The organism is Prochlorococcus sp. MIT 1306 (assembly GCF_047304515.1).
Classification (GTDB): domain Bacteria; phylum Cyanobacteriota; class Cyanobacteriia; order PCC-6307; family Cyanobiaceae; genus Prochlorococcus; species Prochlorococcus marinus_D.
The window spans coordinates 603,772-629,386 of record NZ_CP138959.1; the positions used below are offsets into that span (position 1 = coordinate 603,772).

Annotated in this window: 22 protein-coding genes; 14 read left to right on the top strand and 8 right to left on the bottom strand. The window is 51.2% G+C overall.

Annotated features, from left to right (window positions below; all coding sequences use genetic code 11):
* Window positions 1-118: 118 nt before the first annotated feature.
* From SIB74_RS03175 to SIB74_RS03200, 6 genes are all read left to right on the top strand, one after another.
* Window positions 119-3,943, top strand: a complete 3,825-nt coding sequence (locus SIB74_RS03175; protein ID WP_063396045.1) for a UvrD-helicase domain-containing protein — start codon at window positions 119-121, stop codon at window positions 3,941-3,943.
* Complete coding sequence (locus tag SIB74_RS03180; protein WP_063396044.1) at window positions 3,940-5,670, top strand: ATP-dependent DNA helicase; 1,731 nt, start codon at window positions 3,940-3,942, stop codon at window positions 5,668-5,670. The genes SIB74_RS03175 and SIB74_RS03180 overlap by 4 nt, the downstream gene beginning before the upstream one ends.
* 13 nt (window positions 5,671-5,683) lie before the next feature.
* Entirely contained in the window at window positions 5,684-6,067 is a 384-nt protein-coding gene (locus tag SIB74_RS03185) for a phosphomannose isomerase type II C-terminal cupin domain (RefSeq protein WP_063396375.1), read from the top strand.
* 51 nt (window positions 6,068-6,118) lie between these two features.
* Window positions 6,119-8,029: a DEAD/DEAH box helicase gene (locus tag SIB74_RS03190; protein WP_082818486.1), complete on the top strand. Its 1,911-nt coding sequence runs from the start codon at window positions 6,119-6,121 to the stop codon at window positions 8,027-8,029.
* Window positions 8,030-8,039: 10 nt separating this feature from the next.
* A complete protein-coding gene (locus SIB74_RS03195; protein WP_011825623.1) occupies window positions 8,040-8,324 on the top strand; it encodes a hypothetical protein in 285 nt (94 codons plus the stop codon).
* A 447-nt stretch (window positions 8,325-8,771) separates the two neighbouring features.
* Window positions 8,772-9,086 (top strand): RNA recognition motif domain-containing protein, encoded by a 315-nt coding sequence (locus tag SIB74_RS03200; RefSeq protein WP_011825624.1) that lies wholly within the window; start codon window positions 8,772-8,774, stop codon window positions 9,084-9,086.
* A 54-nt stretch (window positions 9,087-9,140) separates the two neighbouring features.
* Here the strand turns inward: SIB74_RS03200 and SIB74_RS03205 are convergent, their stop codons facing one another.
* Window positions 9,141-9,341, bottom strand: coding sequence for a hypothetical protein (locus SIB74_RS03205; protein ID WP_063396043.1), 201 nt, complete (start codon window positions 9,339-9,341; stop codon window positions 9,141-9,143).
* A gap of 139 nt (window positions 9,342-9,480) precedes the next feature.
* On the opposite strand from SIB74_RS03205, the gene SIB74_RS03210 reads away from it, so the two are divergent.
* Both SIB74_RS03210 and SIB74_RS03215 read left to right on the top strand, forming a co-directional pair.
* Entirely contained in the window at window positions 9,481-11,283 is a 1,803-nt protein-coding gene (locus SIB74_RS03210) for an ABC transporter ATP-binding protein (RefSeq protein ID WP_063396042.1), read from the top strand.
* A 365-nt stretch (window positions 11,284-11,648) separates the two neighbouring features.
* A complete protein-coding gene (locus SIB74_RS03215; RefSeq protein ID WP_063396041.1) occupies window positions 11,649-12,545 on the top strand; it encodes an LCP family protein in 897 nt (298 codons plus the stop codon).
* A gap of 206 nt (window positions 12,546-12,751) precedes the next feature.
* Here SIB74_RS03215 and psbP read toward each other — a convergent pair whose 3' ends face one another.
* On the bottom strand, window positions 12,752-13,306 hold the full coding sequence (gene psbP, locus SIB74_RS03220; RefSeq protein WP_063396373.1) for a photosystem II reaction center PsbP: 555 nt from the start codon (window positions 13,304-13,306) through the stop codon (window positions 12,752-12,754).
* Window positions 13,307-13,443: 137 nt separating this feature from the next.
* Between psbP and recR the strand changes: the two genes are divergently transcribed.
* Both recR and lipA read left to right on the top strand, forming a co-directional pair.
* Complete coding sequence (gene recR, locus SIB74_RS03225) at window positions 13,444-14,013, top strand: recombination mediator RecR (protein ID WP_011825628.1); 570 nt, start codon at window positions 13,444-13,446, stop codon at window positions 14,011-14,013.
* Between the two features lie 4 nt (window positions 14,014-14,017).
* On the top strand, window positions 14,018-14,938 hold the full coding sequence (lipA, locus tag SIB74_RS03230) for a lipoyl synthase (RefSeq protein ID WP_063396040.1): 921 nt from the start codon (window positions 14,018-14,020) through the stop codon (window positions 14,936-14,938).
* On the opposite strand, the gene SIB74_RS03235 is transcribed toward lipA, so the two are convergent.
* Window positions 14,920-15,459 carry a hypothetical protein gene (locus SIB74_RS03235; RefSeq protein WP_063396039.1) on the bottom strand — a complete coding sequence of 180 codons (540 nt, stop codon included), beginning with the start codon at window positions 15,457-15,459 and terminating at the stop codon, window positions 14,920-14,922. The two genes, lipA and SIB74_RS03235, sit on opposite strands and share 19 nt — an antisense overlap.
* A 94-nt stretch (window positions 15,460-15,553) precedes the next feature.
* Here SIB74_RS03235 and SIB74_RS03240 point away from each other — a divergent pair, with 94 nt between their 5' ends.
* Complete coding sequence (locus SIB74_RS03240) at window positions 15,554-15,715, top strand: hypothetical protein (RefSeq protein ID WP_156486120.1); 162 nt, start codon at window positions 15,554-15,556, stop codon at window positions 15,713-15,715.
* A 602-nt stretch (window positions 15,716-16,317) separates the two neighbouring features.
* Here the strand turns inward: SIB74_RS03240 and SIB74_RS03245 are convergent.
* Window positions 16,318-17,316, bottom strand: coding sequence for a ribose-phosphate pyrophosphokinase (locus SIB74_RS03245; RefSeq protein WP_011130446.1), 999 nt, complete (start codon window positions 17,314-17,316; stop codon window positions 16,318-16,320).
* A gap of 86 nt (window positions 17,317-17,402) precedes the next feature.
* Between SIB74_RS03245 and SIB74_RS03250 the strand changes: the two genes are divergently transcribed.
* Window positions 17,403-17,939: a hypothetical protein gene (locus SIB74_RS03250; protein WP_063396038.1), complete on the top strand. Its 537-nt coding sequence runs from the start codon at window positions 17,403-17,405 to the stop codon at window positions 17,937-17,939.
* A 10-nt stretch (window positions 17,940-17,949) separates the two neighbouring features.
* Here the strand turns inward: SIB74_RS03250 and SIB74_RS03255 are convergent, their stop codons facing one another.
* Window positions 17,950-18,927: an LCP family protein gene (locus SIB74_RS03255; RefSeq protein ID WP_063396037.1), complete on the bottom strand. Its 978-nt coding sequence runs from the start codon at window positions 18,925-18,927 to the stop codon at window positions 17,950-17,952.
* A gap of 221 nt (window positions 18,928-19,148) precedes the next feature.
* Between SIB74_RS03255 and malQ the strand changes: the two genes are divergently transcribed.
* Window positions 19,149-20,714, top strand: a complete 1,566-nt coding sequence (gene malQ, locus SIB74_RS03260) for a 4-alpha-glucanotransferase (RefSeq protein WP_063396036.1) — start codon at window positions 19,149-19,151, stop codon at window positions 20,712-20,714.
* Here the strand turns inward: malQ and SIB74_RS03265 are convergent.
* Window positions 20,636-21,565, bottom strand: a complete 930-nt coding sequence (locus tag SIB74_RS03265) for a helix-turn-helix domain-containing protein (RefSeq protein WP_063396035.1) — start codon at window positions 21,563-21,565, stop codon at window positions 20,636-20,638. The genes malQ and SIB74_RS03265 overlap by 79 nt on opposite strands.
* Window positions 21,566-21,598: 33 nt before the next feature.
* Entirely contained in the window at window positions 21,599-22,333 is a 735-nt protein-coding gene (locus SIB74_RS03270) for a pseudouridine synthase (protein ID WP_063396372.1), read from the bottom strand.
* Between the two features lie 315 nt (window positions 22,334-22,648).
* Here SIB74_RS03270 and SIB74_RS03275 point away from each other — a divergent pair, with 315 nt between their 5' ends.
* Entirely contained in the window at window positions 22,649-23,611 is a 963-nt protein-coding gene (locus SIB74_RS03275; RefSeq protein ID WP_413681136.1) for an RpoD/SigA family RNA polymerase sigma factor, read from the top strand.
* 282 nt (window positions 23,612-23,893) lie between these two features.
* On the opposite strand, the gene SIB74_RS03280 is transcribed toward SIB74_RS03275, so the two are convergent.
* Window positions 23,894-25,540, bottom strand: coding sequence for an ABC1 kinase family protein (locus SIB74_RS03280; protein WP_063395432.1), 1,647 nt, complete (start codon window positions 25,538-25,540; stop codon window positions 23,894-23,896).
* Window positions 25,541-25,615: the final 75 nt, after the last annotated feature.

The window sequence follows — 25,615 nt, forward strand, 5'->3', positions numbered from 1 at the left end:
TTGTTTTAAAGTGTTTGCTAAGTTGAGTTTTTCAACGCCTTTAGGCACTTTTGCTAAATACGATGTCAAAGGCAGAGAATGATCGGTGAGATTTACCAATTAGCTCTGCTGCACTGCAATGGCTAATGTCAGCCGTGAACCTGAATATTGTTTCCAGTCCAATGATTACCCCCTCGGACCTGGCTTTCGCTTACTAGAAGCCAGTGCAGGAACAGGCAAGACTTTTGCTCTTGCTCATCTTGTTTTACGCCTGCTCACTGAAGGCGGCCACCAAATGAGTGAACTGTTGGTGGTCACCTTCACTGAAGCTGCAGCAGCAGAGCTGCGCTCTCGCATTGGCCAACGCCTTCAGCATGCTCTTGAAGGTCTTGAAGCCCTCGATCATGGCGCCACTGATCAGTCGCCTGATCTTGTTCTCAAGCAATGGCTTCAGTGCAACGGCCACGATCTTTCTCAACGGCATCAATGGATCTCTTCGCTCTTGGTAGCACTTGAGAGCCTTGATCTGGCTGATATCACCACCATCCATGGCTTCTGCAGGCGCACCTTGCGGCGTCAGGCTCTTGAGAGTGGTGCTGTCATGGACCCACGCCTGGATGACTGCGGACAACAACTGGTTCAAGAAGTTGTTCATGATTATTGGCAGCAACAGGTCTTAACTCTCGACGCTCAGCATGTACGCGGACTTCTCCATGCTGGCTTGAGCGTTGAGAACTTGGCCAAGGCGTTGCTCAAGCTCGATAGCGATCCCAGCTTGGCTCTCGAAACTCACCCCAGCAATCTGCAGTCTTCACAGCCGCTATCAAGCCAGTTCGATGCCTACCTTCAGCAGTGCTGGCAACAGTTTGTTGATCACTGGCAACGACACGGCTCTGAATTGGATATCGCTTTATCGAGCCGCGCTGCTGATTGGCGATCTCTGGGCGCTAAAGATACAAAACCCTTTAGCCCTAAACCCAAAAAAGATCGTTTCGCCATCCTCAATCACTGGCTTGAAGCTTTCTCCCAATCACCACAACATTCTGATCAGCCTTTTACTCCTGGCTACGCAGCGATCCGTGATCAATCCTTGCTCACGGATTACTTTCATCCAGCTGTTGTTTGCACTGTTGCTCGGCGTTGCGGCGAAGAAAATCCCACTCCTCTGATGCCTGCATTGCAGAGATCAATTGCTGATCTTTGTGATGGCCCCGCTGAACAGGTGTGGAAGCATGCCTTGCATTGGGGGCTCTCTGCGTTAGCTGAGCGCCGCAGGCAGCGTGGTGTGATGAGCTACGCAGAGCTTCTCTCTGCACTGGATCCCAAGCCTCAATCTGAGACTATCGCTCAAAGCCATCCTGATCAACAAGCACCATGGCTTGAGGCGTTAAGACAGCGTTATCGCGTCGCGTTGATTGATGAGTTTCAAGACACGGATCCTGTGCAATGGCGTCTGCTTGAAGGGGCCTTTGCACATAGCCCTGACCATCTTCTGTTGATGGTGGGTGACCCTAAACAGGCGATTTATCGATTTCGTGGTGGTGATCTCAACACCTACTTGCATGCACGTTCAAAGGTTGATCGCATCGACGCCTTGCTTGATAACTTTCGTACAACGACTCCATTGCTTGATGGCTTGAACCACTTGATGGCTCCAGGTTTAAGGCGTTCAAAACTAAATGTTCCATCTTTGACTGCTTGTAGTGGAGCAACACCAAAGCCTTTGCCCCTTGGTGTGCACCCACTTCAACTGCTCAATCTTGATGACGCTACTCATCCAACAGGTGCGCAACCTGCTCCATTGACCTCTAAAACCAACCTGGAAGAACAGATCCCAACCGCTGTTGCCCATGCTGTTTTGGATCTGCTTCAGAGTGATTCATACAACTTCAGCCCTTCTGATATCTGCATACTTGTTGGTCGTCATCGACAGGCAGCCAGCATTCGCCAGGGCCTTGCTGTCGCTGCAGTGCCCACTCGGCTTGTTAGCCAGGGGGATGTTCTCACCAGTGAAGCGGCCCAGGTCTTACAACGTTTTCTGGATTGTTTGGCCAGACCCTCCCACAGCAGCAGTTTGAAGCTTGTGGCCTGTTCAGCTCTGATGCAATGGAATACAGAGCAGCTCGCTCATGCTGAATGCAATGGTGAGCTCGATCAATTAGCCCTTCGCTTCAGGAATTGGGCCATTAATCTTCCCCGCCTTGGTCTTATGGGCTGCCTAGCGGAGTTACTTGAAGGCCGCACAATGGCTGATCTCTCAGAACGCGGACGCCTTTTAGGCGACTTATATCAATGTGCGCAGCTTGTACAGGAGGTGATTCATCGCCAAGGCTTGGATGCGTCTACTGCAGCTGATTGGTTGCGTCGCCAACGACTACAACCTGTTGATCCGGTTCCAGAGGTTCGACAACCTCACAGTGATGTAGCCGAGAGTGCGGTTGCTGTGGTCACAGTGCATCGCAGCAAGGGGATGGAATATCCCGTTGTGATTTGTCCCTACCTCTGGCAAGCCCCCTCCCTCCCCCACGGCCCCCTGTGGAGATCCGGCTCAGAGTCGCGTTGGTGTGTAGCACTCAACACAGGCTGGGGGAAAGGATGGCAGCTCTCACAGCAGGCTCATCAAGCATCCCTGCAGGAAGCCGAACGTCTTGCTTATGTGGCGATCACAAGAGCCTGCTCTCTGTTGATGTTGATTTGGGCTCGGGGCGCCAAACAGGAAGGCAATCCCCTCAGCGCTTGGCTGTTTGGTGTTGATGCCATCGATGCAGCGATGCAGGATCTCACTCCAGAACGAATGAGTGCTTGGCTTGATCGCCAGCAGTTGCCGATCACTGTTGTTCCGGCTCAGCTGAAATCGATGCAACAGCGCTGGCAACCGCCGCCGCTTCAAGGTCAGTTAGCTCTTGGCCCAACACCGCAACGGCGCCTTGATCTGTCTTGGGGTCGCAGTAGTTATTCCGCTTGGGTGTCTGCTACACACACTTATGACGGCAGTGCTCCTGCTGATCCTTTGGAGTTGGAAGAAGGTCGAGATAGCGATCAGCAGAAGATTGAACCCATGCTCAAACTTCAAGATCAGAGTGCGATTGCTGATGCCTCTCGCTCAACTCCAACGTTGAACTGGTCTGACCAGAGCCCTCTGGGGCAATTCCCTCGTGGTGCAGCAGCAGGGGATTGCTTACACCGGATTCTTGAACGACTGGATTTTTGCAAGCCATTGCAAGATCCGAATGCCGTCATCGTGATTGAAGAAGAGCTACGACGCGCAGGTCTTGACATCACTCTGCTCGCCTCAGTTCAGGATGGTCTTGACAGGGTGTTGAGTACTCCAATTGGTGGTTCTCTTGGAGGCTTGCGACTGAATCAACTGCATGGTCAACGTCGCATTCATGAACTCAGCTTCGATTTGCCAATTGCTCATCAAGGCAAGGTGTTGCGTTCGTTTGATCTAGCCAGTGTTTTTCATCTGAATCCATTGGCTCGCTTTGGCTTGCCCTATGCCGAAATGATGAAAGGTCTCAATGTTTGCAGTCGTGGTTTTCTTACCGGTTCGATTGATCTTGTGTTCACCGATTCAGAAGAATCTTTAGAAGCTCGTTGGTGGGTTGCTGATTGGAAAAGCAACTGGATCGGTCGGCGTGATCCAGAGGGGCAGGCTGTCGCTTGTGGTCCGCTCCATTACGACGATTCCGCAATGGAGCAGCAGATGCTCCTTCATCATTACCCTCTGCAATCCCATCTTTATTTGGTCGCACTCCATCGTTTTCTGCGTTGGCGGTTGCCAAGTTACGAGCCACAGCGCCATCTAGGCGGATACGTCTACGTTTTTCTTAGAGGTCTCCCAGGCGCTAAGGCTATGAATGATCGCTCCCTTACTAAACCAGTGCCTGGCTTGATTGTGGAGCCCGCACCATTGGAACGGGTTTTGCTTTTGGATCGCTTGCTCAAGAACGGAGGACAATGACTCGCAGCGATTCATCCACTTGGCCATCAGGTTTTTCCAGAGCACTGCATCAAACGTTGTTGAGGCGTCTCCCGCCCAAGGCTTCATCAATTCATCTCGAGGACTTGGTCAACGCCTTGATGGATGCATTAGCCCGCGGTGAGCTGCAGCTGAACCTCACTGCGATGTCTCCCCCTCAAGAACTCAAAGCGATGGGATGGCCTGATGCTCATTGTCAGGCCCTGCTGGCTAGTGGCTGGCTGGAAGGCGCGGCTTCTCCGATGGTTTTAAACGGCAATCAATTGAGTTGGCGTCGTTGGCATGGTGACATGGACGCTGTGATCAAGGAGTTGATCAACAGGTCAAATGTTGTTCAACCGACTTCAATCTGCACCACACCATCCCATCATCCTGCTTTGTTGGATGGGCTTAACCCTGAACAGCAGGCTGCCGTAGAAGCCATCGATCACCATGGCGTGCTGTTGTTGAGTGGTGGTCCGGGTACGGGCAAAACCAGCACCATCGTGCAAATGTTGGCGCGGGCAGTCACGTTGAGACCAGGCCTGAAGATTGGTCTTGCTGCTCCCACAGGGAAAGCAGCAAGACGCCTAGAGGAGGCTGTTCGCAAGGGGCTTGAGACAATCTCTCCCCCCCAGCGGCAGGCATTGACCAGCCTGCCTTGTAGCACCATTCACCGCTGGCTTCAGGCCAGGCCTGGTGGGTTTGGTAGGCATCAACAACACCCCCTAATGCTTGATCTCCTCGTTGTTGATGAGATGTCGATGGTAGATCTCACCCTGATGCAGGCGTTATTAAACGCCCTTCCTGTTGATAGTCAGCTTGTGATGATTGGTGATCCCGATCAGTTGCCTCCAGTTGGTAGTGGAGCGGTTTGGCATCAACTCCAACAGGCTGATATTCGCCAACAGTTCAATCATGGTGCCATTCATCTGCATCAGCTCTATCGCAACCGCGGTTCACTAGCAACGTTGAGCAGAGTTCTGTGTGATCAGGGCCTGTCTGCTTTTTGGCAACAACTTTCTCTTCTGCCGAAATCAGCGAATGTTGAGCAGCATCAATGCAACCTCAGCAGCATGCCAAGCTTTTTAGTTCAGCACTTGCAGGAGCACAGCAGAACACTGCAACGACTCACTGCCGAACTGATGCTCGAGCTGCCAGATGATGCTTATACCTCAACCATGCTCAACACCAATCTTGCCGTTGCAGCTGAGTCTTTGCTGGATTCTCTCGAGCGGTTGATGGTGCTTTGTCCGAAACGTCGTGGTTTTTGGGGAGTCGATAATGTGCATCGCGCATTGTTGGGTCAAAACCTTGAGGCTGGAGTGATGCGCTGGCCGTTGGGAACGCCGGTGATGTGTTGCGAGAACCAAGCGGAACTGGGGCTAGCAAACGGTGACGTTGGCTTGGTGGTTGGTCAAGGAGACAATCTGCGCATCCTGTTTCGCGTGATCTCTGAGCAGGGAGGACTGACCACACGCTTCATCCACCCGGCCCGATTGAGCGTGGTGGAGCCAGCTTTGGCTCTTACGGTTCATAAGTCTCAGGGGAGTGAGGCTGATCATGTCATTCTTCTCTGGCCGGAAATCACAGCTTTGTCGGCTACCAGCGCTGATGGTCTTGAGAGCGCTTCTCGCTTCGAGAGGAAACTTCTCTACACTGCTATCACGCGCGCGCGACAGCGAGTGGATCTCGTTACTGCAATGGCATCTGCTCGTAGTGACGGCTGAGGCTGACGCCGCCATGCTGAACGCAACTGCTAGCAGAGGCATGAGCAAGGCCCCCCAGAGAGTTGAGCGTCCTTGGGGTTGGTATGAAGATCTGCTCGAAGGAGAGGGTTATAAGGTCAAGCGTTTTTTGGTCTTTGCTGGTCAACAGCTCAGCCTTCAGCGCCATCAACATCGCAGTGAAAATTGGACTGTGGTCTCAGGCCAGGGGCAGCTTTTCTGTAAAAACACTTGGCACGATGCTCAAGCTGGCACCACGTTGTATATCCCTCTGGGAGTGCTTCACCGAGCTCGTGGAGGCCAAAGCGATTTGGTGGTCATTGAGGTTCAGCATGGTCAGCTATTGCAGGAATCAGATATTGAACGCCTCGAGGATGACTACGGACGGGTGATAAGTTAGGCAATCAACCTTTGAAGAAAAGGCGAGGCAGCACAACGCGGGTATCCGCGTATGGGGCGTTGTCTGCCTGATTTAAAGGATCAATCAGGCAGGCAACGCCTTCTCTCGATGACCCATACAAAAGCGCACGAGGATGTCTCGTGTTCCCCTGAAAAGAGTGAGTCTGAGATCTCTTCAACGAGCTCGGATGATGGTTTAACCACTGTGGCTGAGGCCACCAATCAAAACAATTCAGGCGATGGCTCGGTCGCTGTAGCCGCTGAGGCCTGTGAAGATACTGAAGCGACAGAGTTAGTTTCCGAATTCGATTGTTTTGGCTTTAGCGAGCCGTTGCTCAAGACCCTTGCAGAAAAGGGTTATAAGCAACCCTCTCCAATTCAGAAAGCTGCTATTCCAGAATTGATGCTGGGTCGTGATCTAGTTGGTCAGGCTCAGACTGGAACAGGCAAAACAGCAGCTTTTGCGTTGCCCCTGATCGAGCGGCTTCAGGATCATGGCAGTCGTCCCCAAGTGTTGGTGCTGGCCCCGACCCGGGAGTTGGCGATGCAGGTCGCGGATTCGTTCCGTGCTTATGCCGTTGGCCATCCGCATCTCAAAGTTTTGGCGGTTTATGGCGGAGCCGATTTCCGCTCTCAGATCAATACGCTCAAGCGTGGCGTGGATGTCGTGGTAGGCACCCCGGGCCGCTTGATGGATCACATGCGGCAGGGCACTCTCGACACCTCTGGTTTGAGGTGTTTGGTGCTTGACGAAGCCGATGAAATGCTGCGTATGGGCTTCATCGATGATGTCGAATGGATCCTGGAGCAGTTGCCTAAAGAACGTCAGATGGTGCTGTTTTCGGCAACGATGCCATCAGAGATCCGTCGACTTTCGAAGCGTTACCTACACGAACCAGCAGAGATCACGATCAAGAGCCGTGACCAGGAGGCTCGTCTCATCCGTCAGCGATGTATCACTCTCCAGAACAGCCACAAACTTGAAGCCCTTAGAAGGGTTCTTGAGGCTTTCACTGGTGAGGGAGTGATTATTTTTGCCCGCACCAAGGTGATCACTCTCACAGTTGCTGAGGCACTGGAATCCGCTGGACACGATGTTGCCGTACTGAACGGGGATGTCCCTCAGAACCAACGGGAACGAACGGTTGAACGTTTGCGCAAAGGGAGCGTGAATATCTTGGTTGCTACTGATGTTGCCGCTCGAGGCCTAGATGTCGATCGCATCAGCCTGGTGATCAACTACGACATCCCCTTTGATAGCGAAGCCTATGTGCATCGCATCGGGCGTACCGGACGAGCTGGCCGCAGTGGAGAGGCCATTTTGTTCGTGAATCCTAGGGAGCGTCGCTTTGTGGGCGGCTTTGAACGTGCTGTAGGTCAACCCATCGAACCGATGGATATCCCCAACAATGCAGCGATTAACCAGAGTCGTCTAGATCGCCTTCGTCAACGTCTCACCACTGCCGCTAAGACGGAGAGAGATAACTCCGAGGAGACAGCCCTTCTCCAGGAGCTAATCCAGCGTGTTGTTGAGGAGCTCAGCCTCAGTCCAGAGCAATTGGCTCTAGCAGCATTAGAGCTTGCTGTTGGTCCAGGCCCAATCTTGGTGCAGGCTGATGAGGGCTGGTTGCAGCAATCAACTCAGCGCAGCCGCCGCAACGATCGTCAAGAAAGTAGTCGTGGAAGCTCTGGCCGAAGACCTGAGCGTTCATCGAGACCGCCGGAAGATCACATGGAGCGCTTTCGTGTGGAAGTTGGTCACCGCGATCGTGTCAAGCCTGGCAATCTGGTTGGTGCCATTGCCAATGAATCCGGGCTGGAAGGACGGTTGATTGGTCGCATCCAGATTTTTGAGTCTCACAGTCTTGTGGATCTTCCCAAAGGAATGCCTGAGGATGTTTTTAAAGATCTAAAACGTCTCAAGGTGATGAATCGAGAGTTGCATATTCAGCGCGCTTCTTAATTCAGAGTCGATGGTTCTTTTGCAGCGAATCTGCCTATCCATCAGTCTGAGCAGTGTCCTTTTTGGTATGTCTACGGTTGATGGTCTAGCTCAAAGCAGCGAGCACGAGAACGCCATTACCACAATGTGTTTGCTGGGTTTTAACGCAGCCATGGCCAATGCAGGTAAGACGCCTCCTGCAGGGATGGGCCAGTTCACCTGTCAATGCTTCTTAGATCAGGTGAATGCTGGGGAAGTCATCAGTTCAGCTCAGTCCAAATGCCAAGCCAAGGCAGGTGCCCACTACGACATTTAAACCTGCTTTTGAATGTGTTGATCTGAACATTGGCCTGAAAGCGATTTAGATCAAGAATCTCAGTCATTCTGATCAATTCGAACGCTACTTCCTCAATAGTTCTGTTCTGCTCGTAAGAACGTTAGGCCGATTCTGATGATTCCCTTGGTTCAGCACACCATCGCAGCTACAACCAAGATTGAGAAGAAGGACAATCCACTCTAGAGCTCGTGATTGGCCACTCTTGACAATCGCCTGATTTTGCCGCCAGACAACAGTTTGTTTGTATGTCTTGTGGCTTTTTGAGAGCTTCTGACTCGCTCCCCTGTAACTTAGGTGAGCATCAGCATCAGCTCACCGGCCCCAAACGGCTCGCTCCCTAGGCTTCGGCTTTCCAGCTCCAGCATTCAAGGACTTTCCTTTTCGGACCAAGGCTTCACTGATCAAATCCCATCGGTCCTTTTAGGAATGACCATTTACATAGGCAACCTCTCTTTCCAGGCGGAACAGGAGGACTTGCTCGACCTGTTCAGCCAATACGGCGAAGTCAAGACATGCAGCCTCCCTCTCGATCGAGAGACGGGGCGCAAGCGTGGTTTTGCTTTCGTTGAGATGGCAAACGATGCAGACGAACAAAAAGCGATTGACGATCTTCAGGACGTTGAATGGATGGGGCGAATGATTCGCGTGAATAAAGCAACACCACGTGAACGCACAGGTGGCGGTGGTGGTGGCCGTGGTGGATACGGCGGAGGCGGAGGCGGAGGCGGGAACCGCTGGTAAATCAGTAGCCTTAGCCCTTTCAATAAGGCCACCCTATGGGTGGCCTTATTCGTCTTAATAAGCTTCTTCTGGATCGATTAATTCGAGCATTAGATCTTTTTGCCAAGCCCGTTGGTGGAGCTCTTCGCGGTGGCTAACCGCTTCATTGCCAGAAGGAAAGTCGTCTTGCAGATTTGGAACTGCTGCACGAAGACTGAGCCTGCGTTTCTTTGCGGTGAAGCGATGGAATCGATTGAACGCTCTCGAACGGGTCATCGAACCTCCTTCAAGTCTTTAAGTTCTACCCCCTTTCAGGCCAAATGAACAGTTCAGACGGGATTGCTCAGCAAGCTTTCAGCTCAATGCTTTGATCCGAAACCTTGTAGCGCTTGAATGAAGGTAGTGCCCAAGGTTTATGGCTTTTCACGTTCGGCGCACTGCAAGTCCCCTGAGAAGGCTGCTCAGCAGCCTTAAGCCTCATCGGCGCCTGATTCTTGCGGCAACCACTTGCTCCATTCTCAACAAACTGTTTGATCTCGCCCCGCCGGTACTCATCGGTCTGGCCATTGACGTCGTCGTACACGAGCAAACCTCCTGGTTAGCGAATCTTGGCTTTAGCACTGTCCCTAGCCAATTGGGATTTCTTGCGTTGCTCTCTTTTCTGATCTGGAGTGCTGAATCCTTCTTTGAATATCTTTATGGCGTGTTGTGGCGCAATCTCGCCCAGACAACGCAGCACAATCTTCGCCTTAAGGCCTATAACCACCTCCAGAATTTGGAGATGGCGTTTTTCGAGGCAGATAGCAGTGGACGGCTGATGGCTGTTCTTAATGACGACATCAACCAATTAGAACGATTTCTCGACTACGGGGCCAATCAGATCTTGCAGTTGATTACAACTGTGCTGTTGGTAGGTGGGGCGATGGTCTTCGTCGCTCCAGGCGTTGCCTTGTTCGCCTTTTTGCCTATCCCAGTGATCTTATGGGGATCAATTCAATTTCAGCGGCGGTTGGCTCCGCGTTACCGCGAGGTCAGAGATAAAGCTGGTGAGCTGGCTGCTCATCTCAGCAACAACCTTGGCGGGATGTTCACAATCAAGAGTTTCGCTACAGAAGCCTGGGAACTAGAGCAAATTCGCTATCGCAGTGAGGCCTATCGCAGCAGCAATAAGCAGGCAATCAAACTTTCAGCAGCCTTCATTCCTCTGATTCGCTTTGCCATTTTGTTTGCCTTTTTGGCCATCTTGGTAATTGGAGGCCTTCAGGCATGGAAGGGACAAATGGCTGTTGGGCTTTACAGCGTGCTCGTTTTTATTACACAACGCTTGCTGTGGCCTCTTACAACTCTTGGCCGCACACTTGACGAATATCAGCGTTCAATGGCCTCCACCAATCGTGTGCTGGATTTGATCGATACTCCGATTACCATCGTTGAAGGATCACAGCCGTTGATAACAGCACGAGTGCGGGGCGCTTTGTGCTTTGAGGATGTGGGCTTCCATTACCAAGGCCGCGCTCCTCTTCTAACTCACTTCAATCTTGATATTCCCGCTGGCTGCACGATCGGAATTGTGGGAGCAACAGGGTCAGGAAAAAGCACCCTGGTGAAACTCTTGCTGAGGCTTTATCCACTCAGCTCTGGACGGATTCTTCTGGATGGACAGCCGATTGACATGCTCAAGTTAAGGGATCTACGTCGTTCAATCGCACTGGTCAGTCAAGAAGTTTATTTATTTCATGGAACAGTTTCTGAAAACATTGCGTATGGCAGTCCTGAGACAACTCAGAAAACAATTGATGATGCGGCAGATTTGGCTGAAGCCTCAGAGTTTATTAAAGCCCTCCCGCATGGTTTCAATACGTTGGTGGGTGAACGTGGGCAACGTCTTTCTGGTGGTCAGCGTCAACGAATTGCCCTGGCTAGGGCAATTCTCAAGCAGGCACCGATTCTGATCTTGGATGAGGCCACCGCTGCCGTTGATAATGAGACAGAAGCAGCGATTCAACGTTCTTTGATGCATATCACCAAAAACCGAACCACTGTTGTGATTGCTCATCGTCTTAGTACTGTGAGGCATGCAGATCAGATTATTGTTATGGATCAAGGAAATATCGTCGAGCAAGGCACTCACGATTCACTTTTGCAGCAATCAGGTATCTATAGGGATCTCTGGCGAGTTCAGGCTGGTTTGCGTGCTGACGAATTGCTGTTGGCCTGAATCAACTCTTTTCGAGTCTTTGGTTTGTCATATTTGTGAGATGTCTTCTGATTATCGCAATATCCACATGGCACGATTATTTCGTTGTCGATTAACTACAGCGTAGCTCATTTGGTTGTCTTGTCGATACAGGTTGCCAAAAAGAGCTTTGATTTTTTGTAAGTCTTGGCTTCTTCTGCTGAGGAATAAAAGCAGTATCTTCTTTCCACTGACTAAAGATCTTGAAGCAAGCACCAGTTAACAATTCAAATTGAGCTTATGATTAACTCTAGCTGTTCAACACAATTGAGCATTGGCTAGAGTGTTGTTTAAAGCCGCAGGCTGCTTTTATTAGAGAAAAATCTAAAGGGCTCTAAGATGGTGATATGACTCCCAAGCATCAAGGCAGTTCTGGTTGGCGTTCAATGACCACTGCCATTGGCGTGGGGCTGATCGCAGGCCTGTTCCTTTCAATTCCACTCAGTCGATCACTCACGCAAAAGACTGCAGGCACAACCACTCCCCTTTTCCCGATTAGCAATCCCTTCAATGCCTGGCAGGGCTTTGGTAATCGTGATGTGGTGGTGCTCGGCATGGATGCAGGGCGTGGCAACACTGATGTGATCTTCACGATTCGAGTTACGGGGGGCGAAACAAGAATCACCCAGATTCCACGTGATAGTTATATCAATTCGCGTAGTTTTGGGCCAATGAAAGTTAATGCTTTGTATGCATATGGTGGTATCGAGGCGGTAAAAAGTGAGTTAACTCGGCTGATGCATCGCCCCATTAGCCATCACATCCTTGTTAATCTTGAAGGAATCAGAACTATTGCAGACTTATTGGGAGGCATTGAGGTTGATGTGCCTAAGCGTCTTTATTACCAAGATCAATCCCAGGGTCTTTATATTGATCTTCAAGCTGGCCCTCAGATCTTGAAAGGTAAAGATCTCGAGGGGTTTTTGCGTTGGCGCCATGATGGTGAAGGCGACTTTGGTCGCCTGGGTCGTCAACAACTAGTCCTCAAGAGTCTTTTTAGTAAGCTCACTCGAGCTGAGAATCTTATTCGACTGCCAGCATTGATAAGTGCTGCAGGCCGTAACATCAAGACAGATATGGGGCCTTTGGAGCTTGGAGGCTTAATGACAGCAATGGGTACTACTGAACTTGAAACAACGCGGCTAGCAGCTAAGCCATTCTTTAGTAATGGCATCAGTTACCTAGATACTGAATGGCCAGATGCTGCGGAAGCCAATGGCTCGCTTTACCGATTCCTATTTTAAATCGATCGGTGGCAGATCAAAATCGAATCATTTCCCTTGAGCTCTTAATGGGAAATCTGATATGAAGTGTTTGTTCAGCTTCGACTCCATCATAGGCAAGAAATAGCAATAAAGACTAGAACTAGAAGATGGATTTTGCGTCCAATTTGCTGAACTTTAATAATAAACTATTGCTATTATGTGTTTTCTTTTACGGCCTTAAATGATCAGATTAAGAATGTAAATGATGTGATTACCTCTTTGAACAGCCCCTTGACTTTATTCCATCTAAACTCGTTAGTGCTTGCTGCTAATGTATATAAACGCCCCCGATCAACGACCACTGTTGCTAGTTCATGGCGTTCTCGATCTTCAAGATGAACGGTATACTCCAAATCGTAAAAGATGTGTCCTCCTGCTTCACGCTGATTGGCGTCTACTAACTCAGCCTCTCGCCCACTGCCTTGAGGTGCAATCACTTCACGGCTTAAACGTTCCCCAATTGCAATTGGACTCCCTAGGGTTTGCAGATCTCCTTTCTCGTCAACTTTCGAAACAGCCAAACTTAGTGTTTCGTCGCTGTTGATTAAGTCGTGAAATACCACCTGAGGCCCTCCACTCATGCTCACACGACTCCATCCATTGGGATAAAGGAATGCATAACGACCATCCGGGCTCTGGAAGGAGTTCATGCCTGCATATGAACCACTGCAGGCAGCGAGCAGCATCACAAGAGCACAAGCGAAACCCACACGTGAAATGGTTCGCACAAGTTCAAGCATTGGAAGAGAGCCGGACTTGCTGACCATTCTGCCGGCGTACGGTCTTGGCTTGATCAACAATTGCCACCTGGTGAACTGCCAAGATTCTCAGTATCTGCGGCGGACCCCTGAGCGGCTTTACTCGACCCCTGGCTCGGTTGATCGACCAGTTCGAGCGTCTGCCTGGGATTGGGCCACGAACGGCCCAGAGACTTGCCCTGCATCTGTTGAGACAACCGGAAGATCAAATCCGCGCTTTTGCTGAGGCACTCCTCGCGGCCCGTTCTCAAGTGGGTCAATGTCAGACCTGTTTTCATCTCAGCGCGGAGCCTTTATGCGACATTTGCCGTGATGGCACGCGATGCGATCAATTGCTTTGTGTGGTGGCTGATTCCCGAGATCTGCTAGCTCTCGAAAGAACCAGGGAATATAAGGGTCGTTATCACGTCCTCGGTGGACTGATTTCACCAATGGATGGTATCGGGCCGGACATGCTGCAGATCCCCAGCTTGATTCAACGCGTTGATCGAGATGGCATCAGCGAGGTCATTCTCGCTCTCACTCCCAGTGTTGAAGGTGACACCACTAGTCTTTACCTGGCAAGGTTATTAAAGCCGTTCACCCAAGTGAGTCGAATCGCCTACGGCCTTCCTGTTGGTAGTGAGTTGGAGTATGCCGACGAAGTCACCCTGACTCGTGCACTTGAAGGCCGTCGAGCTATGCAATAAAGCAATGTCTTCCACCCATCGTCAGACCCAATACAGCACCATTTTGCCTGCGGAGCGCCTTCCGGAATGGTTGCGTCGCCCCATTGGCAGCGTCTCCCAGTTGGAGCAGATGCAGCAGCTGGTGAAGGGGAATCAACTACACACCATTTGTGAGGAAGGGCGTTGTCCCAATCGCGGCGAGTGTTACGCAGCCGGCACAGCAACTTTTCTCCTAGGCGGATCGATCTGTACTCGTAGTTGTGCTTTCTGCCAGGTCATGAAAGGCCAATCTCCTCAGGCAATTGATCCGCTCGAAGCAGAGCGAGTTGCAGATGCGGTGCAGCAGATGGGTCTTCGTTATGTGGTTCTTACTTCAGTAGCAAGGGATGATTTGCCCGACCATGGGGTGGGTATTTTTACTGACACCATGGCGGCCATTCGCCAGCGCAATCCTCTTATTGAGATAGAAGTGCTGACGCCGGATTTTTGGGGCGGATTCGCTGATCTGGCCAAGGCATTAGAGGCCCAGAGAGAACGGCTCACGCAGTTGCTCATGGCTGCACCAGTTTGTTTCAACCACAACCTCGAAACCGTTGAAAGGCTTCAGAGCAAGGTTCGACGGGGAGCTACGTATCACCATTCTCTCAATCTGCTGGCTGCAGCGCGGGAACTTGCTCCCAACATCCCTACCAAATCAGGCTTGATGTTGGGACTAGGAGAAGAGCAAGAAGAGGTGATTCAGACTCTTGAGGATCTCCGTTCTGTTGACTGTCAACGGGTCACATTGGGTCAGTATCTGCGCCCTTCATTGGCACATATTCCGGTGCATCGTTATTGGCATCCTGAGGATTTCAAGAACTTGGCTGAAGTTGCTCGCAAGCTTGGATTTGCTCAGGTGCGTAGTGGGCCTCTAGTGCGTAGTAGTTATCACGCTTGTGAAGAATGATCTTTGCGATCCAATCCCCGGCAGGTTTGCCAACGGCGCTGATTACGCTTCAGCACCTCACTGCAGCTTCCAACCATCAACGCTCCGGCTCCACCCCAGATCATCCTGAGTGGGAAATCCATTGGGGCTGCTCCTAGCTCTCGGACAGTAAAAAATCCACGTTGCCGGAAATAACGAATTAAGCGATCGTGTTGGCGCCCTTCATCACAAATTGCCAGTAGTCGAGCCTGTTTACAAGGAGTGGCTTCAAGTGCCCAGGCCATGGTGCCAACCCAGATGAGATCCCCTACTCCGGCGGGTGCTTCAGGATGAACACGCATTGTGTCGAGCTGTAATCCCTTCTCACCTGCATAGGCCCAAGCCTTCATCTCACCCCAAAGTTGTATACGTTCCTGATCGAGGGCTTGTGCGACAACTAATTTTAAGGACCAGAGATTGAGTGGTCTTCTCACCTGCAGCCTCAAGAGCAGGCCGGCATCAGAGGCCTGCTTTTCTAACTCAATTAGACTTAGTTGAGTCATAGCAAGGGAAGGAGAGTGACAAATTTTTGACGAGTCAAGGCAATACAGCCTAGTTACGAATGGCAAGCTGATCACAGTAATCGTAGAATTCAAGATGAAATTCAGCTTCTACTCTCTGCCTGTGTTTATTGGCGGGCTTTTTCCGGCAGAAGTTGATTTAGTGGTTGCTGATAACATCATTGCTGAGTTCAGAATAACAGAGCAGCATTTAACTGCAATATATGCTCAGAGCCATCATCTTCTCAAAGTAAGCTAGCGCTCTATATATGTAATATCAGCATGAAGTTTTGCCAAGTAGCCGGTTAATATAAGCATGGAGGCTCGTTTTTGCTGATCTCATTTTAAGCTTATTAGCTGTCTATTGAAACTCTAAATACAAACGATCTTTTGCGAAAGGAGTCAGATGTATTTAGGTTAGTGATGCAAGTCATCAAGGTTGCTTGAGTAATGAGCGCGAAACGGCAATGCTTAACATTTTTATTGCGTAGCTTATTGCTAGTCAGGTCAAGCCAGTTTCTTTTAATGGCTTTGAATTGCAGGCTGTGGAAACGAATGATTGGGCTGTTCTAGGGTGTTTATAGAAGGTTTCTCAAGAGTTTGTTTGAGTTTCTTCTTTCGCCACACTTTTATCGGTAAGCAAGGCCCTTACGAATAGGTGTTAAGGTCTTGCCTAATTGAAATGCCTTTGCCCTAATAATGAAGCATTTAAAGAGCAAGTAAGCTGGGATTAACTGAAAAGGCCTATAGGGTTAAGGCTTATTGATTTTGCTTCGATTTTAGTGCCTAAAACATTGATGAGCTGCTCTAAGAAGAGTCATCTCTATCGCTTAGCAGCTAATTTTAGATTTAATCTCAGGGTTATCCTCTAAACATTGAGCTCACAGAGCTTTCCTCATGGATGCGCCAAATCGCTTCGCCAAGCATATTGGCCACTGAAAGTACCTGCAATTGAGGGAAGTGTCGTTCCGCGGCGATGGGAATGCTGTTGGTAACCAAGACTTGTTCGAATAAGCCTTCTTCGGATAAGCGTTCGCAGGCGGGGGGCGAAAACACGGCATGGGAGGCACAGGCAATCACCCGTTTAGCCCCTTGTTGTCGAAGCAGACGAGCCCCTGAGCAAATCGTTCCGCCAGTGTCGATCATGTCGTCGATCAGGATGGCTGTTTTTCCAGCTACATCGCCGATCACTGTGAGACTTTCGGCAACGTTGTGACCTGATCGGCGCTTGTCAATAATGGCCAGTGGCGCATCCCTCATTTGTTTCGCAAAGGCTCGGGCTCGTGCAACTCCTCCTACATCTGGAGACACCACCACGACTTCGTTAAGTTCTTGTGCTGCGAGGTAATCAACCAGGACTGGTGAGCCGTAGATGTGATCGCAAGGGATGTCAAAGTAGCCCTGGATTTGGGCGGAATGCAGATCCATGGCGAGGACCCTGTTCACGCCAGATTTCACCAGCAGGTTTGCGGTGAGCTTGGCAGTGATTGACTCGCGACCAGCCGTTTTGCGGTCGGCTCTTGCATAGCCGTAGTAGGGGACTACAGCCGTGATCTGCCTGGCAGAGGCGCGCTGACAGGCATCAACCATGATCAGCAGCTCCATCAAATTGTCGTTCACTGGCGCGCAGGTGGGCTGAATCAGGAAGACGTCACAACCTCGGATCGATTCCTGGATTTGTACATAGAGCTCACCATCTGCGAACCGTTTGCAGATCCTTGGACCATCGGGAACACCTAGGTAGGCCGCAATCTCTCTTGCAAGAGCTGGATTTGAGGTGCCGCTGAACAAGCGCAGACGCTGCATGTCATAGCTGATGCTCTCTTGTTCGGTACGGGCTGCGGTCAGAAAACTCGTCACGTCGACAGCGAGCAATATCAGCTGTACTCCGATGCTAGTGCTGCAAAGGCTCTCATCTCAACTTCTTCTCTATGTAGGGTCGCCTGATGATTGCTCCCATCCCTTTTCTGGTTGGTGCAGGGCCCCTCCCTGATGGTCGGATGCGGTCTGGTTGCTTGCTTTTGGCTAGCGCTTGGGGAGGGGAGTTGAGCCATCATCGCTGCTCTGAAAATCCCCATCAGGTTCTTGGTTTGTTGCCTGCGGAGGGGGGCATGGTGCGACTGAGTGGTGATCCAGCCATGCTTCATCCCGATGGTGGTAGCTGGCTGGAGGCTCTGGGAGCATGGCGCCAGCCCACCATTTTGCTGGTCTCGCCTTTGCCATCCGGGGAGATCCCTGGGGTGGCAGCTGCTTATGTAGCGCTCTGTGCGGCCCTCGATGTTCCTCTGATTGGGGTTCTGCAATTGGGTGGCCCATGGGACCTCAGCCTTCGCCGCTTGGATGGTTTGCCGTGGTTCGGTTTGCTTCCAGATGATCCCTCAGCTTTGTCAGCAGTCCCTAATGGGGGCTGCTTGCAGCAGGGGCCCTCTTTGGAGGAGGTCGTGGTGCAATTGCGTCGACGGCTACTGCTGTCGTCCGATTGATGAGGCCCTGTTAGTTGCCCTGCGGCCAGAGCGGCATGGGGTGGCTTGCCTTGAGTTGCCGCAGGGTTTGTTCCCCGGCTCTTGGGGCTAGAGGTAACTCGCTGAGGATTGGGAATTGATTGTTGCTAAGAGCCGCTGCCGTGAGGCTTAACAACTCACGAGGGGTTAAATCGGTTTGCACTTCTTTTGAAAACTCTTTCAGAAGTTTGGGGAGTTTTGCGAGGGTGTTCGGCTGCCGCAATTGTCTAGACAGACCGTTCAGGATCCATTGTTGCCTTTGACGCCGACCGCTTTCTTCTTCAGGACCTGCGCGGTAGCGAACCAGTTGTTCTACCTCGCCTCCATTGAGTCTCTGCCGCCCTGCTCGCAAGTTCACCGAATAGTTCTGGGCATTGTCTTTGTGTTTAATAGGCGCGTTGAGGTTGACCTCCACATCTCCGAGTCCATCTACAAGGACTCTTAGAGCTTTGCGGGGGATCACCACAAAGCGGTGGGGTTGTCCTTTTGTAAGGCCGAGGATTTCCGCAATCACATCGGCGGTAAGGGCAATACCCCCCCGCCCGTAACTTGACGCTAGTGGTTGCATCCCATTGCTTCCAGGCAGGGTCACAGCGAGTTCAATCGGCAGCTGAAGAACTTCAACAGGTTGCTTGGCCGCAACCTTCACGAGCATCAGGCTGTCTGCATTGGCTGAACCCATCGGTGCCGCTTGGTTTGTGAGATCGTTCAGTTGGTCCGAATCAATGCCCACTAACAAGATGATGATTGGTTGTTTGGGAAGCGGCGCTAGGGAGGTTGCTTTGTCCACTGATGGATCGCCTTTGGCGACTTGATCTGGCTTCGGCCAGAGCAGCCCCAGGGCCGTGCTTGCCAGCCAAAGACCACCCAGGGTCGCAGCCAGGCGTAGCAAGGTACGGCCTGGATATTTCCCCATCCAGCGACCAACGCTCGATGGCGTTGGCGTTCTGCCTGAATCTTGTGTAGGCATCAACCGTGTTGAGGACAGCGGCATCACAGTCTTGCTCAACTACAGCTCCTTAGGGTTAAAAGTCCAATGGCTTTTGGACGAACCGAGACTTCTGGCAAGGCATCTTGCGAGTATGTAACGACCCTGCCTAAGTCCTTCCAAGATTGATTGGGGCTAATGGCTGATCTAGATGCTGACTTCGATCAGATTCCACTGTTGTTTTTATTTTCTGGTGTTTTTTGATGGTTGAGGGCAGCTCAGCGTTAGTCCGCACGACAGGGGTGTTACTTCATCCCACAGCACTGCCTGCAAGTCCAGTTTGCGGCAGTTTCGGTGCTCCTTCCAGGGCTTGGTTGCAATCACTTGCTCGCCATGACATCGGTGTGTGGCAGTTGTTGCCTTTGGCTCCTCCTGATGCGACAGGGTCTCCCTACAGCTCCCCTTCAAGCTTTGCTCTTAACCCTTGGTTGCTTGATGCCGATGATCTTGTTGATGAGGATTTCCTGTCCGCATCCGTTCTTCGTGAGTTGCCTGGAACAGTTCCTATCCAGGAGCCTTGCGCATCGGTTGATTTTGCTCTGGCTGACCTTCGCAGTCAGCGACTTGGCATAGCCTTAAGGGAGGCTTGGTCAGAGCAGGCTAGAGACCATCATCTTGCCTTTGAGAGTTGGTGTAGCAAGCAGTTCTGGCTTGAGGACCATGTTTTATTTATGGAGCTCCGTCGTCAGCATCAAGGCCTCCCTTGGTGGGAATGGCCGGAAGGCTTGGCAGCTCATCAACGTAGGGCTCTCAATGCCTGGAAAGGTCATCATCAGGAGGCTCTGCTTGAACATCGTTTGCTGCAATGGCAGCTTGATCGGCAGTGGCAAGCACTGAGACATCTAGCAGGCGAGCTTGGCGTTTTGTTGTTTGGTGATCTGCCTTTCTATGTTGCGCGCGATAGCGCTGACGTCTGGAGTCATCAGGGCCTGTTTTCGATCCTTCAAGGAGGGGAGCTTGAGATCCAAAGTGGTGTTCCCCCTGATTATTTCTCCAGTACAGGACAACTCTGGGGCACGCCTGTTTATCGCTGGTGGCGGCATCGCTGCAGTGGATTCCATTGGTGGCGTAGCCGCTTTGTGCGTCAATGGCAACAGGTGGATCTCTTACGTCTCGACCATTTCAGGGCGCTTGCGTCTTATTGGGCAGTTCCTGGATCCGATACGACAGCGGAGCACGGGGAGTGGCGGTCTTCTCCAGGTGCAGCTCTATTGAAGCGGCTAAGGCGTGATGCTGGTGGCAGCTTGCCACTGGTTGCAGAAGATCTGGGAGTGATTACTGCTGATGTGGAAGCGCTACGAGACCAATTTGGTCTGCCTGGAATGAAAATTCTCCAGTTTGCTTTTGATGGCAATCCCAGTAATCCATATCTACCTGAAAATATTAAGGGTCATCACTGGGTGGTTTATACAGGCACCCACGACAATCCAACGACGCTGGGTTGGTGGCAGCAGCTTGATCTCGACATCCGTGAGCGGGTCGCAGATCGATTGAAGGGTGCAGTTCATGCCCCTGGTTGGCAGTTGCTGGAGCTGGGCCTAGCGACAGAGGCGTGTTTAGTGATGACCCCAGTGCAGGATTTGCTTCATTTAGATGATGCAGCTCGTTTCAACACCCCTGGCACTGTCGAGGGGAATTGGTGTTGGCGGTTGTCTTGCTTTGATTCAGCTCTTGATGGGGCCCTGAGCGGCTATGGCGAGAGAGGAGCTGTCTGGGGACGTTCGCTTGAATCGGCATCCGGTTTGCTGACGGCATCTGCGAGTCGGTAAATCCCAGGATGATTGGGTTCGGGAGTATGCGCCTGGCCCTTCCAAATGACGCTGTCCTCAGGAGCAGCTGGAGGCTTGATTTCTAGTAGGAGGGGTGGCCGCAATTGAAGAGTGAGTGTCCCCTGAGCTTCTCTGAGATTTGTGAGATCTTTTCCAGCGCTGTTGATTTTGAGCATACGTGGCTGACTGAGATTGATCTCCAGTAGACCTATCTCATCCTGAGCTTTGTGCTGGATAAGGGTTGCGTTGAGCCATTGTTCTGGAGATCGTTTTCGTGCTTCTTCCAGGGGTCTTAGGCCATCAAGGGCGGGGTTGGCTGTCTCGCTTGCGTGCTGATCAGCAAGGGATTCAAGGCTGACTGTGATTGGCGAGAGTGTTTGACTGTTGAGTGCAGCAAGATGCTTTTGCTGGTGATTGAGGGCCAAGAGGCTGCTGAGCATGACCACGGCATAAATCACACTCCCTTGCCAGGTGGTGAAGACATCGATGCTGCCGGGGGTGAATCGCGTCAGGCCCCTTTTGGAATGAGTTTGGTTCCTTGCATTGCGTTCTGGCATGGCCCCGTTGAGGCTGCCTGGGGCTAGTTCAAGATGCTGCTCCAGCAGCGGCAGCATTGAGCACAGATAGGCTGGCTCTGGTAGTCGTTTGACCCACCCCCTTTCAATTGCTTCTAAAACGGGGGTAGTGATTCGTGTTTCTTCAGCTAAATCACGCAGGCTCATTCCACACTGTTCGCGACGCTCTCTGAGTTGTCGACCAGCTTCCAGTAATGAACTCTGGAATATCTGTTGTGGATCTTGTCTGGTTTCGACTTCAGATCTTGATTTTTGCCATGGAAGGTTTAGTCGCATCGGCGTTTCAATTGGATGGCTTTATCAAGCGCATCAACACATTGAGGGCTTGGTGATTTTCAGTAGGGGAGTCCATTCTCTCTCGTCAAGAGCGCGCCAGCACCCTTCTGGTAATGCGTCTAGGGCAACATTTGCAATCGCAGTGCGTTGAAGGTCTAATACGGGGTGACCTAGTTGTTCGGCTACGCGACGGATTTGCCGGTTGCGGCCTTCCCTTAGAACAATCTTCAAAAGGCTTTGGCTTGAGTGTGATTGCAAAAGCTCTAGTTCAGCGGGCAAGGTTGTTTTCCCATCAAGCATGACGCCATGTCGCCAGCTTGAGAGCACTAGGGCTGAGGGTTTACCTTCCACCAAGACTTGGTAAGTCTTGTGATGTGCATAGCGTGGATGGGTCAATCGCAGCGTGAGCTCTCCTTGGTTGGTGATTAGCAGAGCTCCTCGGCTATCGGCATCAAGTCTGCCTACAGGATGAAGACCCTTGCATAGTTTGTCGGGCAGCATGCTGAAGACAGTCACTCGCCCGTGGGGATCATGACAACTAGTGATCACCCCCGCAGGTTTGTTGAACAGCAACACTCTTGTTTCGGTGTTGGAATTGAGCACACGCCCATCTACAGAGATCTTGTCAAGCTCTGGATCGGCCTTGTCGCCAAGCTTGGCAAGATGGCCATTCAGCGTTACCCGCTCTTGCAGGAGGAGTTGCTCGGCATGGCGCCGGGAGCAGAGTCCTGACGCTGCAATCAGCTTTTGCAGTCTTTGTTGCTTCATGCCAATGTTGTCAGCATGGTTTTCAGCGGGCGCCGAGAACCAGCTGCACCATATCCATCTCCAAACATTTAATAGTTGGAAGAGTGTTTTGGAAGATGTGGTGAGGTTTTCGAGGGCATCATTATAGATAAGGATTTGCAAGTGCTTGGCGCATCAAAAGACTGTCTCTATTGATGGCGTTTGAAGATAAAACGTTAATTCTCGACTTTAAAGCCTTCTTCATTTTGGCAATGGTGTGGAATTCGTCCGCAAGGCATTGATTTGCTCGTGGTAAACGATGGTAAATTAGGAAACCTGGTTGTTTCGTTATTCAGTATGGCTCCGTTGGCTGTGCTTTCAGATGTCGACCTGGTGCGTTCGTACCTGCGCGATATCGGTCGAGTGCCGCTGCTGAGCCATGAGCAGGAGATCACGCTGGGTCGTCAGGTGCAGGAGTTGATGTCTTTAGAGCAGCTTGAGTCTGAACTGGAAGGTCAAACAGGTGAGCCAGCGAGTCATAAAGAGCTAGCGAAGGCAGCTGGCTTGACTGCGTTGCAGCTCAAGAAGAAGTTGCAGAGCGGACGACGTGCGAAGGAGCGGATGGTGTCGGCGAACCTGCGCTTAGTGGTGAGTGTTGCCAAGAAGTACACCAAAAGGAATATGGAGCTGCTTGATTTGATCCAAGAGGGAACGATCGGCTTGGTGAGGGGAGTGGAGAAGTTCGACCCAACCCGTGGCTACAAGTTTTCGACCTATGCGTATTGGTGGATTCGTCAGGGGATCACGCGTGCGATTGCGGAGAAGAGCCGGACGATCCGTCTGCCGATCCATATCACGGAGATGTTGAACAAGCTCAAGAAAGGCCAGCGAGAGTTAAGTCAGGAGATGGGGCGCACGCCAACAGTGAGCGAACTTGCAGAGTTTGTGGAGTTGCCCGAGGAGGAGGTGAAGGATCTGATGTGCCGTGCACGTCAGCCGATGAGTTTGGAGATGAAGGTGGGAGATGGTGATGAAACGGAGTTGCTTGAGTTGCTTGCTGGGGAAGAGGAGTTGCCGAGCGAGAAGGTGGAAGTGGATTGCATGAAAGGCGATTTACGTACCTTGCTAGAAAAGTTGCCTGAGCTGCAGGGTCGGGTGCTGCGGATGCGTTATGGAATCGACGGAGGCGAGCCGATGAACCTCACCGGGATTGCTAAGACTTTAGGAATGAGTCGCGATAGAACACGCCGTCTGGAGAGAGAAGGCTTGGCGTTGATGCGAACCTCTTCGTTTGAACTTGAGGCTTATATGGCGGTTTGAAACTTGCTTTTTAGTTTTCTGAGAGTAGACAACCAAAGCTAAGATTTAGGGATTGTTCCTGGATTAATTTATCCCAACTCTCGTCCGTATTAGTTGCATATTCTCTTCCCTTTGTCATTGCCTGTTTAGCATGGGATGAATATAACTTAGTTGGACTTTTGCTAAATCTTCGTGCCAATCGATAGATAGCTATTCTGGAATAATAACATTGATGAATGGCAGAGACTTGTATTGTGGAGTGGTTTCTTTCCCCCTAGCGATTGTTATTCTTCATGCCCATGTTTAGGTGGTTCGTGGAGTAAGGGTTTGCAACATGCCATTTGCGACCTTGCGAGGGCTGAAGGTTCGCCTTAGCAGGCTCATTAAGGCCTTGATATCAGATGCGCTTAAACGCTCGTCTTTGATCAATGTCATCAGTAGACGACTACGCAAAGTGGATCCATCTGGGCCAAGTAGCAGTTTTAGGCCTGCTCCTGCTACAGGGATTAGTTCTGCGTCTGGTGCTACAGCGTCTTGGTTTATCACTTTCAGTAAACTTTCAATTCGCTCCAGGCGCAGGTGCCCATTATTATCAAAAATCACCTCCATCAGTTTCTCTCGCATCTCCATTGAGTCTCCTGCCAGTAGACGTTTGGCCACATATGGGTAGGCAATTGCGATGATCTTGAACTCTGGATCTAGCCTTAATGCAAGACCTTCTTGACTAACAACAGCTCGGATGATCAAGGCAAATCTCGCCGGGACTCTGAAGGGGTAATCGAACATCAGTTCTGAGAAACGATCGGTGATTGCCTTGAAGTTGAAGGACTCCACTGATTCACCAAGAGAGCCACCAAGTACTTCTTCTAGTGCCGGTATGATTGTCGTTAGATCACTTGTTAGACTAAGGAAGCCCAGCTTTTGAAAGTCTTTAGCTAGCGCATTAAAATCGTTGTTGATTAGGTGAACTACTGCTCCAGTAAGAGTGAGACGATCGTCATCACTAATTGAATCCATCATGCCGAAATCGCAGTAGGCAAGATGGCCCATCTTTTTACTTTGACCACTGAGGGCAAAAATGTTGCCTGGGTGAGGATCAGCATGGAAATAGCCGAACTCAAAAAGTTGTTGAAGACCGCTGATGACGGCCGTCCTGATCAGTGCTGTTGGATTAAGGAGTTGGGCTTTTAACTCCTTGCGGTCTCGTAGCTTCGTGCCCTCGATCCAGCTTGTGGTTAGTACACGGCGGGATGACAGCAATCGCTCCACCCTCGGGACCGTCACCGTTGGGTCTTTGGCGAAAAGAGCCGCAAATCGTTCAGCATTGTTAGCTTCTTGTTCGTAATCAATTTCCTCAAATAGGCTGCGACCGAATTCATCAATGATGTTGCCTAGCCCAAAGCCCAGGTTGAGCGGGAGCACTGGTGCTGACAGCACTCCGAGAAGGCGGATGATGACGAGATCGCGGCGCAAGATGAACGCCAGTTGAGGACGTTGTACTTTCACGGCTACCCATTGATTACCGTGTAGGCGAGCTTTGTAGACCTGGCCAAGGCTGGCTGCAGCAATTGGCTGGCTAGGAAACTCTTCAAAGAGTTGACTAGCTGGAGCCCCAAGATCTTCTGCCAACGTGGCGAGGGCCGTGGCATGGTTGAAGGAGGGCAGATTGTCTTGAAGGCTGGTGAGTTCCTCGAGCCATTCACGCTTGATTAGGTCTGGTCGGGTGGAAAGGGCTTGGCCCACCTTGATAAAGCAAGGCCCGAGGTTGGTGAGGGTGATGAGCAGTTTTTTTGCGAGCCTTTTTTGTTCCTCTTCGTTGTTGTTAGAGCCCTGAGACAGCACTGTCACCGCCAGTGTGAGCAGTGAGGTGAGGACATGAATGAATCGAGGTATCCACACCCAGGGCCTGGCTAGCAACCAGAGCAGATCCTGATTCGCGTCGTAACGCATCGGGGCTTTGCGGGATGCTGAAGCGGACGATGGATTGGAGGTGTTCAACAGACCGCACGGGCACGTTGATCATCA